The sequence below is a fragment of the Ignavibacteriota bacterium genome, assembly GCA_016708125.1.
GTDB lineage: Bacteria > Bacteroidota > Ignavibacteria > Ignavibacteriales > Melioribacteraceae.
The window spans coordinates 764,288-779,652 of the sequence record JADJGF010000001.1; the positions used below are offsets into that span (position 1 = coordinate 764,288).

Below are 15,365 nucleotides of genomic sequence, written 5' to 3' on the forward strand. Positions count from 1 at the left end.
AATTTTTTGAAATCTAATTTTTAGCAAGCAGAGATATTATTTATAAGTTATTTTTACAAATCATTTTAATTGACTAAACTTTTTTTTATTTAGTTTGTCTAACAACAAAAGATTTTTCAAAATTCTAGAAAGAAATCCGCATGAAAAAATTTTCACTACTACTTTTAGTTTTCCTAAACTTACATTCATTAATTTTTGCTCAAAGAAATTTAGATAATTCAATTACCGGAAAAGTACTTGATAAAGATGCAAAAGTTCCTTTGGAATATTCAAACATTATTTTATTTAGCCAGCGTGATAGTTCACAATCAAATGGAACCGTAACAAATGCAGAGGGAATTTTTAATATTACTTCAATTCGTCCGGGAGAATATTATATAAAAGTAAGCTTTATTGGCTATGAATCTTCAGTAATAAAAGATATAAAAATTACGCCGACTACAAATTTGGATTTGGGAGAAATTTTAATAAAAGCGGAAGGATTTAATACTGAGGATGTAATTGTAAGTGGTGAACGCTCTGCAATTTCTTACCAAATTGATAAAAAAGTTATTAACGTAAGTGAACAATTAACTTCAATTTCCGGTAACGCAGTTGATGTTTTAGAAAATGTTCCATCGGTAACTGTTGATATAGAAGGAAATGTAAGTCTCCGCGGAAGTTCAAATTTTACTGTTTTAATTGATGGAAAACCAACAATTCTTGAATCGAATGAAGCGCTTCAAAATATTCCAGCATCCACAATTGAAAATATAGAAATAATTACAAATCCTAGCGCTAAATATAATCCGGAGGGAACGGCTGGAATTATCAACATTTTAACAAAGAAAAATTCTTTAGAAGGAATTAGCGGAATTGCAAATTTAAACGGCGGAAGCGGAACAAGATACGGCGCAGATGCAGTTTTTGAATTAAAAAATGATCCAATAAATTTTAGTTTGGGTTTGGATTATAGTAAACATTTAATGGAAGGTGAAAGTATTTCGGATAGTTGGACTCTCTTCAATCAGAATAAATATTATAATTCATCAAACGGAAATGGCAATCATGGAAGAGAAAATTACGGTATTAAAAGTTCGTTAGCTTATAGTCTTTCAGATAATGATGTAATTACACTAAACGGAAGATTTGGATATCGAGACGGAACAAATAAATCAACACTTTCTTATTCCCAGTGGAATGATATAAATCCCTCTGAATTTAATTATACAACAATCAGCGATAGAGCAAGGAATGGATATTTTTACAGTACAGGTTTGAACTACAGCCGCAACTTTGATAGTAAAAATCATACTCTTAGCGCTGATTTAATTTTCCAAAAAAATAATTCGGATGAATTTACTTCTTATAAACAATTTGATATAAATAAATTTATTGTTCAAGGGCAGGAACAAACGGAAAAGGGACCTTCATCATCGGTTGAAATTAAAGTTGATTATTCTTACCCAATTACTGCCGAATCAAAATTTGAAGCCGGGTATAATTCCGAATTTGACATTTCCGATGAAATGAACGAATACTTTCTTTTTGATTCTCTAAGTTCAAGTTTCAAGCTGGAAAACTTATTCAGCAAAGATGTAAGTTATGATAACAATGTTCATGCTCTTTATTCAATGTATTCAAATCAATTTGATAATCTAGGATTTCAATTTGGTTTACGAGGTGAATTTACAGACAGATTAATTAAACTCAACAACACAGATGAATCATTTGCAATAAATCGTTGGGACTTTTTTCCATCATTGCATTTATCATATAAGTTAAATGAAAAAAATCAATTTATGACAAGTTATACACGAAGGATCCAACGACCTAGAGGATGGGAACTTGAACCATTTTTAACTTGGATGGATTCTTATAATGTTCGTCAGGGAAACCCTGCATTGGAACCCGAAAATATTGATTCATATGAATTGGGCTATCAACGGATGTTTGATAAAAGTCTTTTCTCTGCGGAATTGTATTATAGAGTAAATAATAACAAAATTGAATCTTACCAAACTGCATATTCAGAAAATGTAACTTTACGTTCCATGGATAATGTTGGAAAGGATTATTCTTTCGGAAGTGAGCTTATGTTAAATTTTGATCCTATTAAAATTTGGAATGTTAATTTAATGGGAAATTTATATAACTATAAAATTGTAGGTCAATTAAATGAAACAGATTTCGATAGAGAAAGTTTTAATTGGAATACCAGATTAAATAATAGTTTAAATATTTCACAAAATTCTCAACTTCAGTTTAATTTATTCTATAATAGCCCAACCGTTTCTGCACAAGGAAAGAACGAAGATTTTATTATGGCAAGTGCAGCATTCCGACAAATGTTTATGGATAAACAAATTGCTCTTACTTTACAAGTGCGAGATATTTTTGCAACCGGTAAAAGAGAATTCACTTCAGAATCTTTCGATTTTTATAGATACAATAAATTTGTAATGGAATCTCCCGTAGTAATGTTAAACTTGAGATTTAATTTTAATAATTACAAATCACAAAATAGATCTGAAAGAGAAGGCTCCGGAATGGAAGTGGAAGGCGGAGATGATTTTTAATTAGCACAAATATTTAAGAAACTGCGTTTAGATTTTCTTCATTATTAAATTATAATTATACCTTTGTAAATTTTAGGAAGATTATAATTTCAAACTTTTTCCAGAAATGGACAATAAAATTTTAATTTTGTTTTTTGTCCACAAATAATTTAGTGTACTTTATATCATAGCATTATTATTTTATTATCTATATTTTCATACGGTTACAAGTATTTCTTAAATCATACACATTAAAAGGGGTAAATTATGAATAACATCAACCAAAAATTTCTAAAATTATTGCAAATATTATTATTATCAACCTTATTAATTTTTATGATCTCAGCTTGCGGTGATGACAGTAATCCTACAGATAACGACGATGACGATAATGTCTCAAGCACAACTCTTACAATAAATGGAGATGGCTGGTCGAATAAATCTCTTACAGTAAATACAAGTGTTGGAACTTATGCAACAATGTCTAAAATGACAGTTATAAGTGTATCTTTTGACGAAGATATCCAAATGATAATTTATGTAAACGGTGGGGCAACTGGTACTTACAACTTTAAGGAAGTAGAAACTGGTCAAGGAAACGGAATTACTCTTACTACCGGAAGCGGAGATTTATCAAAGTTTTATTTCTGGAAAGATAATTCCGGATCTGCAACAATATCAAGTTATGGTGCAGTTGGTTCAAAAATTTCGGGTACTTTTACCGGGAAATTATATAATGCCGCAACAGATGCAGAGATTACTATTTCCGGGACTTTTAATGCTCTTAGAACTGTTGATGTTCCAACAAGTGCTTTAAACTAAATCTTTTAAGTTGATTTTATTTCTTAATTTTTTGAAGCCAATAAAATTGTAATTTCTAATTCTATTGGCTTCATTAAATCTGATACATTTCTATCATCTTTTCTAGCACCCATTCCACCACCTTTTCTGCCTTTAGCTCCCATCTTTCCCTCATTACTGCCATCCGGTGTTTGCATTCCCCCTTTGCTATTATTACTTCCAGGTCCGTCATTAAATCCCGGTTTTTCAATTTCACCGGTTTCAAATCTTAAATTCATTTCTTCATTCGGAAAAGCATCTACATAAACTTTTTTCAATTTATTTTCTGCAAATGGAATTTTTAATTCATATACAAATTGATTTTGTTCGATATTAATAAAAACTTCTAAACCAGAGTCATTCTGTAATTTATAAACATTTAAAGGATATTTATCTTCATTTAAAATTAAGATTTCATTTTGCTCAGATTTAAACTTTTCAATCATTCTATTGGGAAAATTCTCATTCGGTTTTACTCTATTATTTTTTTCATCAAAATCTTTTTTTCCATTTATGTCAGGCAACATATTCATTTCATCATTAAATTCTTTTTTTATTGGAAATTGAATTCCGAATATTTCATCTTCACTTTTTTGAGGATCAACCCAAAGAGTAAAACCATTATTCATAATTTTCATCGCTTTTGATCTATCCGAAGTTGTGAGACATAAATAAATATTTTCCGAATCATTCATAATTCCAATCGCAATTTTTTCATCTTCTAAATAATTTAAACTTCCTTCCCAATCTTTTTTATTTCCATCAATTGTAATAATATTATCACGCCATTTACTTTTAATTTCAAATTCTGAGCAGCTTAGAAGAAGCAAAAGAACGAATAAAATTTTTAATTTAGAATTCATACGCAGTTATAATCTTTAATTTATTTTTATAGTTTGACAAACAAATTTTTAATTGGGTTTAAAATATTATTTAAATAATATTAAATATTTTCAACAATAAGTGCAGATGCTTCTCCACCGCCGATGCAAAGTGAAGCAAGTCCATATTTGCAATTTTTTTCTTTCATTGAATGAAGTAAAGTTGTTAAAATTCTGGCTCCACTTGCACCAATAGGATGACCAAGAGCAACTGCACCTCCTTTTATATTTACTTTCAGAGGATCTAATCCTAACTCCCTATTTACAACAAGTGATACAACTGCAAAAGCTTCATTAATTTCAAAAAGATCTATATCATTAATTTCTAAATTTGCTTTGCTTAAAACTTTTTTAATTGCATCAATCGGAGCAGTTGTAAACCATTTGGGATCTTTTGCCGCAGATGCTTGCGCAATTATTTTTGCCATTGGTTTCAGATTTAAAGATTCAACTTTTTCTTTACTCATTAATAATATTGCCGAAGCTCCTTCATTTATTGAGGAAGCATTTGCCGCCGTTACCGTTCCATCTTTTTGAAAAACGGTACGAAGAGATTTTAATTTATCAAAATTTACATTTTTAGGTTCTTCATCTGTATCAATAATTTTTATACCTTTTTTATCAGAAATTTCAACCGGAATAATTTCATTTACAAACTTTTTTTCTTCTATTGATTTCAATGCTCTACTATAACTTTCAATTGCAAAATTATCTTGATCTTCTCTTGAAATCTTAAATTCGGCAGCACAAATTTCTGCAATGTTTCCCATATGAATATTATCGTAAGCATCTACTAATCCATCATCAAGCATTCCATCAATTAATTTTTGATCGCCCATTTTGTAGCCGCTGCGAATATTTTTTGCGTAATATGGAATTTGCGACATATTTTCCATTCCGCCGGCAATTACAATTTCCGCATCGCCCAGCATTATTGCTTGTGCACCAAGCATTACAGATTTTAATCCGGAACCGCAAACTTTATTAATTGTCATACATTGAGTTGATTTTTCAAGTCCGGCGCCCAAAGCCGCTTGTCTTGCCGGAGCTTGACCTTCACCAGCTTGAATAACGTTTCCCATTATCACTTCATCAATTACATCACTTGGAATTTTATTTCTATCGATTAAACCTTTAATTGCAATACTGCCTAACTTTGTTGCGGGAACTGAACTTAAATATCCCATAAAAGAACCAATTGGTGTGCGAACCGCATCAATTATATAAACTTCTTTTATCTCTTTCATTTTATCCTCTTTACAAATTTTGATTAATTAAATATTAATCTTTACAAAAAGAATTTACAAGTTTATTTTATAAAAATTAGTTGATGAAATTTTATGTTTTTTAGATCTCAAATAATTTAAAATTCTTGATAATAATATTGCAATTTTATTATGAATAATATTTTTATATTGAAATACAAATTCTAACATTTCTAAAATGAAATTCTTTTTATTTACATTTTTAATTTTTGTTGGCAATCTATTTGCTCAGTATGATTCAACGAAATACCAATGGCCAGTTTCACCATTAAATTCAAGTCAAGGAATAACCGGCGCATTTGCCGAATACAGAAATACAGGAAGCTCAGATCATTTTCATAATGCGGTTGATATTGCCGAACCAGATGGAAATCCGGTTTATCCTTGCTTAAACGGAACTATTTTTTCGTTAGTTAATAATGGATATGATTCGTATATAAATGTTAAAACAATTATAAATGGAAAGAAGAAACATTTTACTTATTACCACGTTGTTCCAAATCCGAATTTAATTGTTGATCAGCAAGTTTATTTGGGTTTAACAGTTTTGGGAACAATTTATGAAGGTGCCGGACATGTTCATTTAATTGAGCGCGAATTTATTGATGCTTTATCAAATAGTTTGGGTACGGAAATAAATCCAATTAGACCGGAAGGCGGACTAACTCCATTTTCAGATTCTTATCCGCCGGTGATTGAAACAAATACTATAAAATTTTTCAAAGATAAATCAAATATTGAAATTCCTTCAACTCAGTTAAATGGAAATATTGATATTAGAATTAAAGTTAGGGATTTGAATGGCGTAAATTCATCAAACGTAAATAATGGAACTTATATTTTAGGTTATAGAATTTTATCGGATGATGGAAATCAAATTGTCTATGAACCAAATGATAATGGAGTAAAATATAGATTTTATTATTTGCCAAATGATAATTATGTACATAGTGTTTTTGCTGATAATGTTGCAACACTTTCCGATCCGGTTTATTGGCTTACAAACGGAAACGGCGAGAGTCAAATAAATTCAACGCTAACTGTGCCTAATAATTTTTTAAATACCGATTTATTAGATGGAGGAAATTATTTACTTGAAATATTTTCTGAAGATACAAGAGGAAGTTCAACATCCAAAAGAGTTCCAATTTCAATTCAAAAATTACCGCCAAAATTAAAATCAGTTTTATCAAAGAATAATTCTATTGAAATTAAATGGGAAAAATATAATATCAATAATCTTATAGGATACAGAATTTTTTATTCTGATGATGGAACGCTTGATAATTGGAAATTAGCTGCGGATGAACAAAAATTAAATTCTCAAACTGATAGTATTATATTTTATGATCCGCAGAATTTTTTAATTTCTTCAAACAAACATGAATTTTATTTTTACTTGACTGCAATTGATTCTTCCGGAAATGAATCTTTGAAGAGTGATATTTATTCACTTTCAGTATTCGCAAATTCACAAAAATATTTAATTGTTGATGGCTTTACTCGTTACGGTGCCGAAGGAAGATGGAACGAACCTCAACACAATATTAATATAATTTATTTTAATTCACTTTTAAATAATTCTTCATACAATATTTCATCTTGCTCAAATGAAACAATAAAAAATGAAGAAATCGATTTAACAAATTATGATTTTGTTTTTTGGTTTGTGGGTGATAATACTTTTAGCAACAACACATTTGATAATTTGGAACAATATAAAATTGCTCTGTATTTAGAACATGGCGGAAATGTTTTAATTTCAGGGAGTAATGTTGGACAAGATTTAGATACTCAGCATTCTTTTTCTGAATTTTCCGATACATTATTTTATCACCAATATTTAAAATCAAAATTAATGCATGATGGATTGGATATTCTTAATGAATTACACGGCGAAGGATTTTTTAACGATTTCAATTCAACTTTTTATGATATTGTGCCGGATGATATTGAGCCAATAAATGGTGCTTCAACAATTTTAAATTATAATTACGAATTCGAAAGAGATAGTTTGTATAGAAAAGGCGGAATTGCTTATTCCGGAAATTTTGGTGAAAGTTCTAATATTGGGCAGCTGGTTTATCTTTCTTTTCCATTTGAAGCAATTGGAATTGAAGAAGATCGAAACAAATTAATGAATTTAATTCTACAATATTTTAACGAAACAATAATAAATATTGATGAGCCAAATCCGATTGTAAATCAATTTCAGCTTTATCAAAATTACCCGAATCCATTTAACCCAACTACAACCATAAAATATTCTGTTTCTTCTGCTTCTGTCATTTCGAATGATGTGAGAAATCTCAAAGATTTCTCGTCTCAAGTTTACCCGCTGGGGCAGACTCCTCAAAATGACAATGAACAAATAACGTTAAAGGTTTTTGATATTTTGGGAAGAGAAATTAAAACTTTAATAAATGAAAAACAAAAACCGGGATATTATGAAATTGAATTCGATGCTAAAGATTTGGCAAGCGGAGTTTATTATTATCAATTAAAAATTGGATCTTTTCTTCAAACAAAAAAAATGATTTTACTCAAATGAAAAATATTATAAATAAAATTTTACTATTCATTTTTCTTAGTCAAAATTTTGCTTTAGCTCAGAATAATTTTTCTTTTAAAAAGTTATTAGATAAAAATAATTATTCAGAAAAACGCGAGTTACAAATCAATATTTATAAAGATGGGATTGAGCAATATCAATTCAAAAAAGTATTAGTTGCTTATCAATCAATTCCGCAAATATTAATTTTAGATAGTAACAAATTTTGTTTAACTTTTTCTCAAGAAGGTTTAGTAGAATTTTACGAAAATAATCAAATTCAAAATCTGCATTATTTTTATAAATCACATCAGCAAAATGAGCAAAGTATAATTTCTGCAAATAACAAAAGTAGTTTGGCAATTCTCGTTTCAGAAAATCATCAGAATAAAATTTATTTATTTAATCACAATGGAGAATCCCAAGATTCTTTTGATGTTGAAGGTGGAATTGTTTCCGGATTGTCAATCTCAAACTATAGTGAATTAATCGCAGCATCGTATTACAAATGGGAAAACGATAATCTTAAAAACCAAACATTAATTTTAAATAGAACAAATGGAAATTCTTTTTTTATAAATGATAAATTTTCAACCGGGAAATTTAAAGATGATGGAAAATTATTTTTAGGATTCACAAATAAAAATTCATTTTGCTTTGATTTAGAAAATAATAAATTACTTTGGAACGAAACTTTATTGGATAATGAAATTTATTTAGACGGAATTTGGGCTAATGAAAATTCAATTTTGATAAAATCGAAAAATGCTGAATTCCTAAATGGTAGTTGGGTTTATCATGATGCGGAAATTTTTTCTAAAACTAAATCCGGTGAAAAAAGAATATTAAATAAATTGAATTCGTCTTTCCGAAAATTAACTTTTAAAAATACTAATTATACACTAAAGCTAAATATCGATGGTAACTTAATTGAATTAGATAGACAAACTAATTAATTATTTTAAGACCTTTTTCATTATAGTTTGTTTGAGTTTTTAATATATCCTCTGAATAGATTTTCTCAAATTTTAAAAGACCATTTTCATAATATTCATAAAATTTACCATCCATTTTTCCGTCTTTAAACATTCCGTAATTTCTTACTTTTCCATTACAAAAATATTTTGTACTCATACCATTTAATAAATTATTTTTATAATAAAATTCAGCTTCCACTTCTCCAACACCAAAATAAATTAATTGTTTACCTTCTAATTTCCCTCGTACATAATTTAATTTAAATTCAACGCTTCCATTTTTATAATAAAATATTGATTCGCCGTTTAATTCATCTTGATAATAATTTAGTTTCGATTTTAAAATTCCCAAACTATCATATTCATATGTGATACCATCTTTTAGTCCATACGAATAAGTAATTTCTTTATTAATAATTCCGCTATCGTAAAAGTAATTACAAACTGAATCAAGTTTTTCATCATTATAATTTAGGACAGCTTTAATTAATCCGCCGGGATAATAATATTTATTTATTCCGCTGATTTTTCCTTCTTTAAAATTAAGCTCGGATTTTATTGTTCCATCACCATAATAATCTGTAAAATTTTCTTCCACTTTTTCAAAATTGCCAACAATATCATATCGAACTCTTTTAACTATTTGCCCGTTATTATATGTATCAATTACTTTAATAGATTTATCCGGGTGATAAAAATATGATGTTCCATCAAGTTCACCGTTTTTATAATTTGCTTCAAGAGCAACACCGTTATAATTATTATAAACTTTACTAATTCCTTCAAGTTTTCCATTTACATAATTTCGTTCAACTTCAAGTTTCCCATTTTCAAAAAACAATTTTGAAATACCGTTTAACTTGCCGTTTTCATATTGCCAAATTCCTTGAATTGCACCGCTTTTATAAAATGTTTTTGTAAATCCTTGCTGAATGTCATTTTCATAATGCGGGATTGACCAAATCTCACCGGACTCATAATACCAAGTTGCATCGCCTTCGAGTTTTCCATTTACGTAATTCCAAATCATACTTAAAGTGCCGTCTAAAAAATACCAATTGGAAATTCCTTCTTCTTTACCATTAATAAATTTCCACTCTTTCCAAAGAATTCCGTTATCATAAAATTCTTTATAAGTTCCATGCTTTTGTCCATTAACATATTCGCCTTCAGTTTCAAGTTTCCCATTTGAAAAAAAAGTTTTTTTTATTTCCACTTGTTGCGCAGTAGAAATTGAAACAATTATTAAATATAAAATTGGAATGATTTTTTTTAGCATAAATTATTTTCGAAGATTAACATTTAGAATATCAAACTTATTTTGAATCATTTTACTTTTAAGATAAACTTTGAAGTTTTTCGTGAATAAATTTTTCATTTTTAACGCCAACATAAAAACCTTCAATAGTTTTTGTTCCTAAAAATAAAAGTGAAGGCGTGCCCATTATACCAAATGCTTTTGCAGTTTGTAAGTCTTTGCTTACATCGATAGAAAATATTGAGTTAAAATCACTTTTTAGTTTTTCAACAATAGGAGTTTGCGTTTTGCAATTGTGGCAAGTCGGTGAATGAAAATATAATACACTTTTTTTATTTTTAATTTTATCTGTAATTTCAAAATTAATATTTTCGTAAGGAATTTGATTTCCAACTGTTCTCTTAGATTTTATGTAAAAGAATAATTGTAAAAAAATTATAATCACTATAAATATTAATGCCGCTGTAAATAATAAATCCACAAAAATCCCTTTCTATGCTTATAAATAAATACTAATTTTGAATTGAAATATAACTAATATTTTTTTTGATAAATAGAGATTTAGGATTGCAAAATGTTTAGCACTGAATATAAAATTATGTTCTCTGATACTGATCCAGGCGGAATAGTATTTTTTGCAAACTTTTTTAAAATTGCACATTTTGCTTATGAACAATTTTTTACAAGTTTTAATCTTAAACGAAATTATTTTCTGGATGACGAATTTGTAGTTCCTATTGTAAATTCAAATGCGGATTTTAAATCTCCCGTAAAATTTGGGGATGTAATTATTTGCGGAGTTTACGTTGAAAAAGTTGGAACAACTTCATTTACTTTAAAATATGATATGCTTGTAAATAATAAAATTGTTGCTGAAGTTAAAACAAATCATGTGTTTGTTAAAAAAAGTAATTTTGTTAAAACAGAATTACCAAATGATTTAAAACAAATTCTTAAAGAAAATGTAATTTAAGATATTTTTGCTAAATCACTTTTTTTAATTTTTCCCAAATCTGTTTTTGGAAATTTTTTTACAAATAATATTTCTTTTGGAAGTTTAAACGAAGCGATATTTTCTCTTAAATATTGAGTTATTTCATTTTTTATTTTTATTGATTTTTTAGCTTCAATAATTATGAAATAAGATTCTCCCCAATTTTCATCGGCAATTTTTATTGTTTCAAATTCATATTTAAATTTTTCTAAAAGTAAATTTCTAATTTCATTTAATGAAATATTTTCTCCGCCGGAAATTACAATATCATCTTTTCTTCCAAAAATTTGGAGATTTCCATTTTCATCAATTTTCCCTAAATCGTTTGTGAAGAATTTTCCATTTTTTAAATTATTAATCTTTTCATTCTTATAGTAAGATGAAGCAATAGAATCCGAAATAATTACAATTTCACCAACTTTTCCAACTTTTATTTTCCTTCCATTTTTATCAATAATTTTTAATTCAACTTTTTGAAAAGTCATTCCAGCGGAAATTCCATTTACTTTTAAATTTTTAAAATCAGCAAAAGTTACCATTGATGAAGTTTCAGTGGAACCGTAAACTGTACAAATTGGAAAATTATTTTTTATTGAATCAGAAATTAATTTTTGCGTTGATGGACCTCCGCCAATAAATGCAATTCTAATACTTTCTAATTTTCGCTTTTGATTTTCTAAAATTCGTTTAAGCATTGTTGGAACTAATGAAATTAAAGTCGGTTTGTAATTTTTAATAGAGTTTAACAAATAATTTTCTTTTAGTGATTTTGGAATTGCCAAAATTGAGCCGGATAAAATTGCGCGTGTAAAAATTGAAAATCCGCCGATGTGAAAAAAAGGAAGGGAAGCAAGCCAAATATCATTTGGAAAATGTTTAATAAATTTATCGGCAGAAGTAAAACTTGAAAATAAATTTTTAAATGTGAGTTGAACCAATTTCGGATTTCCGGTTGAACCGGATGAGTAAATCATTACAGCAATTTTATTTTCATCAAATTTAGAAAAAGTATGAAATTCATTTTTTGATTTTAATTTCTTTAAGTCAAAATTTATTTTTAACCTTTCTGTATTTTCTAATGAGTTATATTTTTTTTCAATATTTATTAGAAAATCTGAATCTGAATGTTTCAATAAATTTATTATTTCATTTTCTTTAAGTCTATTATTTATCAAAACTGGAATTGCCCCGATAAACCAAAGCGCATTTATGGTAATAATAAATTCAAAATTATTTTCAGAAATTAGTGAAACGTGATTCCCCTTTTTAATTCCTTTCTCAACAAAATATTGTGAAGTCATTTTTGATAAATCAAAAACTTGAGAAAAAGTAAATTCATTGGAGTTATTTTTAATAAAAATTTTCTGAGGATTTTTTTTAAACTGTTGAACTAACCAAAAATTATTTTGTGATTTTATTTTCATGAATTTAAAATTTTTTACAAAGTGAAAAGTAACAAAATCAGATGAATTACTTTTAAAGTTAAATGCGAAAATAATTTATAAAAGTATTCCAATTGCGAAAAGAAATCCGTAAAATGCAGAAAGTTTTGCAGTTAACTCAAGAGTTTTATTAAGCTCTTTTCCGGTGTAAGAAAAAATCATTCTAATTAATTTTATTGATAATGGTAAAGTTAGTAATGGAAGAAAAACAAATAATCTTTGATTGTAAGTGAAATACACAACAAACAAAATTAAGTAAGATAAAATCATGAAAACCAAATACTGGTATTGAGTAAAACGTCTTCCCATTTTTACTGCAAGTGTGTTTTTCCCGACTTCTTTATCTTCATCAATATCTCTATAATTATTTACAACAAGAATATTTGTAATTAAAGCTCCAACCGGAATTGAAGCCCAAATTGCCAAAGTTGAAACTTCAACAACTTGTACATAATAAGTTCCAACTGTACCAACAACTCCAAAAAATAGAAAAACAAAAACGTCGCCCAAACCATTGTAAGCAAGCGGATATGGACCGGCAGTGTATGCAATTCCGGCAAATATTGAAAGCAGTCCAATTAGCAATGTAATCCAAGTTGAAATATATACAAGATATAATCCAAGAAAAAAAGTAACTGAAAAAACCAAAATTATTGCAAATTTCATTTCACTGACTGTAATTAAACCAGAAGCTAAAACTCTTAGCGGACCTTTTCTAGTTTCATTGTCAGCGCCGGATAAATAATCATACAAATCATTTACAAAGTTTGTACCTATTTGAATTAGTACAGCACAAATTAATGCAACTGCCGAAGCAAGAAAATTTACTTTCGTTTCAAACGAAACTATTGAGGTTCCAATTAAGACTGGTACAACAGCAGCCGGTAAAGTCTTTGGTCTGCTTGCCAAAATCCATGTATCAAATTTTGCTAAAACTTTTACTGATTCAGTCATATACTAAGGCACTCTCGGAAATTTTTTAAAATCCGGTTTTCTTTTTTCGTTATAAGCTTTTTTACCTTCTTTAGCTTCTTCGCTCATATAATAAAGCAGTGTTGCATTTCCAGCTAATTCTTGAATTCCGGTTTGTCCATCAAGTTCAGCATTGAACGCTGATTTTAATAACCTAATTGCAAGCGGACTATGTTCTAAAATTTGCTTAGCCCAAGCAATTCCTTCCTCTTCTAATTTTTCAACTGGAACAACTTTATTTACCAGTCCCATTTTTTCGGCTTCATCGGCATTATATTGTCGACACAAATACCAAATTTCTCTGGCTTTTTTTTGTCCAACAATTCTTGCTAAATAACTTGAGCCAAATCCTCCATCAAAACTTCCAACCTTGGGACCAGTTTGACCAAATACAGCATTGTCAGCGGCAATTGTTAAATCGCAAACAACATGCAAAACATGACCGCCGCCAATTGCATATCCGGCAACTAAAGCTATAACCGGTTTAGGAATACTTCTAATTAATTTTTGTAAGTCCAAAACATTTAATCTTGGAATTCCATCTCCGCCAACATAACCTTGATCGCCGCGAATTTTTTGATCTCCGCCGGAACAAAATGCATATTTTCCATCTTTTGCTGGACCGTAACCGGTTAATAATATTACACCGATTTCTGGATCTTCGCGGGAATCTATAAATGCATCATACATTTCTTGAACAGTTTCGGGTCGGAACGCATTTCTCTTTTCCGGACGGTTAATTGTAATTTTAGCAATGCCTTCATTTTTTTCGTAAATAATATCTTTATATTCTTTAACTTTTTTCCAATCTAAATTCATTTATTTCTCAATATTTAGTAAAAATGTGTTTATTAATTTAAGAAATTCTTCCGGCTTTTCTAAATGCGTATTGTGTCCGGCGTCATTAATAACTTCCAATTTTCCGTTTAATAAATTCGGCAAAATTGATTTTCCAATTTGTGTAAATTTTTTATCAAGTTGTCCGGTTATTAATAAAATATTCAATGTAAAATTATTTCCAAGTTGAAAATAATTTTTCATTTTCCCGGTACTAAATCCAATTAAAGAATTTCTCAATCCGGTTTTACTATTTTGAGCTCTACTAATTTTACTTTTCTCAATTCCATCTTTTGGTAATTTTTTTAATGATTGAAACAACGGAAGACTAAACCAATAATTTATAAATTCTTCGATTGTTGAATTTTTTATTTGTTCAGAAAGCTTAAAATCATTAGCTAATCTTTCTTTTCTTTCAATCTCGTCTTCAATTCCAAAAGATGTGCTTTCTAAAATCAAGGCAATTATATTTTTAGGAAATTCAAAAGCAAAGTCTAATGCCAATCTTCCGCCCATTGAATATCCGCAAATAATAATTTTAGTCAAATCAAGTTCATCAATTATTTTTTTTAGAAATGCAACTTGCGATTTTGATGAATAAAATTTGGCATTTCCCGGCGAAGAAGTTTTTCCATGTCCAATTAAATCAATGAAAATAGGAGAATAATTTTGCGGGATTTTATTTTCTAAAAATTTCCAGTCATTTATATTTCCGGTAAATCCATGCAAAAATATAATTGGAATTTTGGATTGAATATTTCTTTCATTAAAATCTAAATTGAATTCAAGATTATCAATTTTTAAAATCATA

General features: G+C 28.4%; 13 protein-coding genes. 5 read left to right on the forward strand and 8 right to left on the reverse strand.

Annotation, left to right across the window (positions count from 1 at the left end):
* The first annotated feature begins 140 nt into the window (after positions 1 to 140).
* Together IPH62_03630 and IPH62_03635 are read left to right on the forward strand one after the other, a co-directional pair.
* The gene (locus IPH62_03630; GenBank protein ID MBK7104355.1) at positions 141 to 2,558 is read left to right on the forward strand and encodes a TonB-dependent receptor; all 2,418 of its coding nucleotides are present in this window, start codon (positions 141 to 143) and stop codon (positions 2,556 to 2,558) included.
* A gap of 246 nt (positions 2,559 to 2,804) precedes the next feature.
* Positions 2,805 to 3,359 carry a hypothetical protein gene (locus tag IPH62_03635; protein MBK7104356.1) on the forward strand — a complete coding sequence of 185 codons (555 nt, stop codon included), beginning with the start codon at positions 2,805 to 2,807 and terminating at the stop codon, positions 3,357 to 3,359.
* A 23-nt stretch (positions 3,360 to 3,382) separates the two neighbouring features.
* On the opposite strand, the gene IPH62_03640 is transcribed toward IPH62_03635, so the two are convergent.
* Together IPH62_03640 and IPH62_03645 are read right to left on the reverse strand one after the other, a co-directional pair.
* The gene (locus tag IPH62_03640) at positions 3,383 to 4,240 is read right to left on the reverse strand and encodes a hypothetical protein (protein MBK7104357.1); all 858 of its coding nucleotides are present in this window, start codon (positions 4,238 to 4,240) and stop codon (positions 3,383 to 3,385) included.
* Between the two features lie 80 nt (positions 4,241 to 4,320).
* Positions 4,321 to 5,496: a thiolase family protein gene (locus IPH62_03645; GenBank protein ID MBK7104358.1), complete on the reverse strand. Its 1,176-nt coding sequence runs from the start codon at positions 5,494 to 5,496 to the stop codon at positions 4,321 to 4,323.
* A gap of 205 nt (positions 5,497 to 5,701) precedes the next feature.
* Between IPH62_03645 and IPH62_03650 the strand changes: the two genes are divergently transcribed.
* Positions 5,702 to 8,074, forward strand: a complete 2,373-nt coding sequence (locus tag IPH62_03650) for a T9SS type A sorting domain-containing protein (protein MBK7104359.1) — start codon at positions 5,702 to 5,704, stop codon at positions 8,072 to 8,074.
* Complete coding sequence (locus IPH62_03655; GenBank protein ID MBK7104360.1) at positions 8,071 to 9,030, forward strand: PQQ-like beta-propeller repeat protein; 960 nt, start codon at positions 8,071 to 8,073, stop codon at positions 9,028 to 9,030. The genes IPH62_03650 and IPH62_03655 overlap by 4 nt, the downstream gene beginning before the upstream one ends.
* Here IPH62_03655 and IPH62_03660 read toward each other — a convergent pair.
* Both IPH62_03660 and IPH62_03665 read right to left on the reverse strand, forming a co-directional pair.
* Positions 9,023 to 10,330 (reverse strand): toxin-antitoxin system YwqK family antitoxin, encoded by a 1,308-nt coding sequence (locus IPH62_03660; protein ID MBK7104361.1) that lies wholly within the window; start codon positions 10,328 to 10,330, stop codon positions 9,023 to 9,025. The genes IPH62_03655 and IPH62_03660 overlap by 8 nt on opposite strands.
* A 58-nt stretch (positions 10,331 to 10,388) precedes the next feature.
* Complete coding sequence (locus IPH62_03665; GenBank protein ID MBK7104362.1) at positions 10,389 to 10,790, reverse strand: thioredoxin family protein; 402 nt, start codon at positions 10,788 to 10,790, stop codon at positions 10,389 to 10,391.
* Positions 10,791 to 10,883: 93 nt separating this feature from the next.
* Here IPH62_03665 and IPH62_03670 point away from each other — a divergent pair, with 93 nt between their 5' ends.
* Positions 10,884 to 11,282: an acyl-CoA thioesterase gene (locus tag IPH62_03670; protein ID MBK7104363.1), complete on the forward strand. Its 399-nt coding sequence runs from the start codon at positions 10,884 to 10,886 to the stop codon at positions 11,280 to 11,282.
* Here IPH62_03670 and IPH62_03675 read toward each other — a convergent pair.
* From IPH62_03675 to menH, 4 genes are all read right to left on the reverse strand, one after another.
* A complete protein-coding gene (locus tag IPH62_03675) occupies positions 11,279 to 12,727 on the reverse strand; it encodes an acyl--CoA ligase (GenBank protein MBK7104364.1) in 1,449 nt (482 codons plus the stop codon). The two genes, IPH62_03670 and IPH62_03675, sit on opposite strands and share 4 nt — an antisense overlap.
* Positions 12,728 to 12,802: 75 nt before the next feature.
* Positions 12,803 to 13,699 carry a 1,4-dihydroxy-2-naphthoate polyprenyltransferase gene (locus tag IPH62_03680; protein MBK7104365.1) on the reverse strand — a complete coding sequence of 299 codons (897 nt, stop codon included), beginning with the start codon at positions 13,697 to 13,699 and terminating at the stop codon, positions 12,803 to 12,805.
* A gap of 3 nt (positions 13,700 to 13,702) precedes the next feature.
* Complete coding sequence (gene menB, locus IPH62_03685) at positions 13,703 to 14,536, reverse strand: 1,4-dihydroxy-2-naphthoyl-CoA synthase (protein ID MBK7104366.1); 834 nt, start codon at positions 14,534 to 14,536, stop codon at positions 13,703 to 13,705.
* A complete protein-coding gene (menH, locus tag IPH62_03690; protein ID MBK7104367.1) occupies positions 14,537 to 15,364 on the reverse strand; it encodes a 2-succinyl-6-hydroxy-2,4-cyclohexadiene-1-carboxylate synthase in 828 nt (275 codons plus the stop codon).
* Position 15,365: the final 1 nt, after the last annotated feature.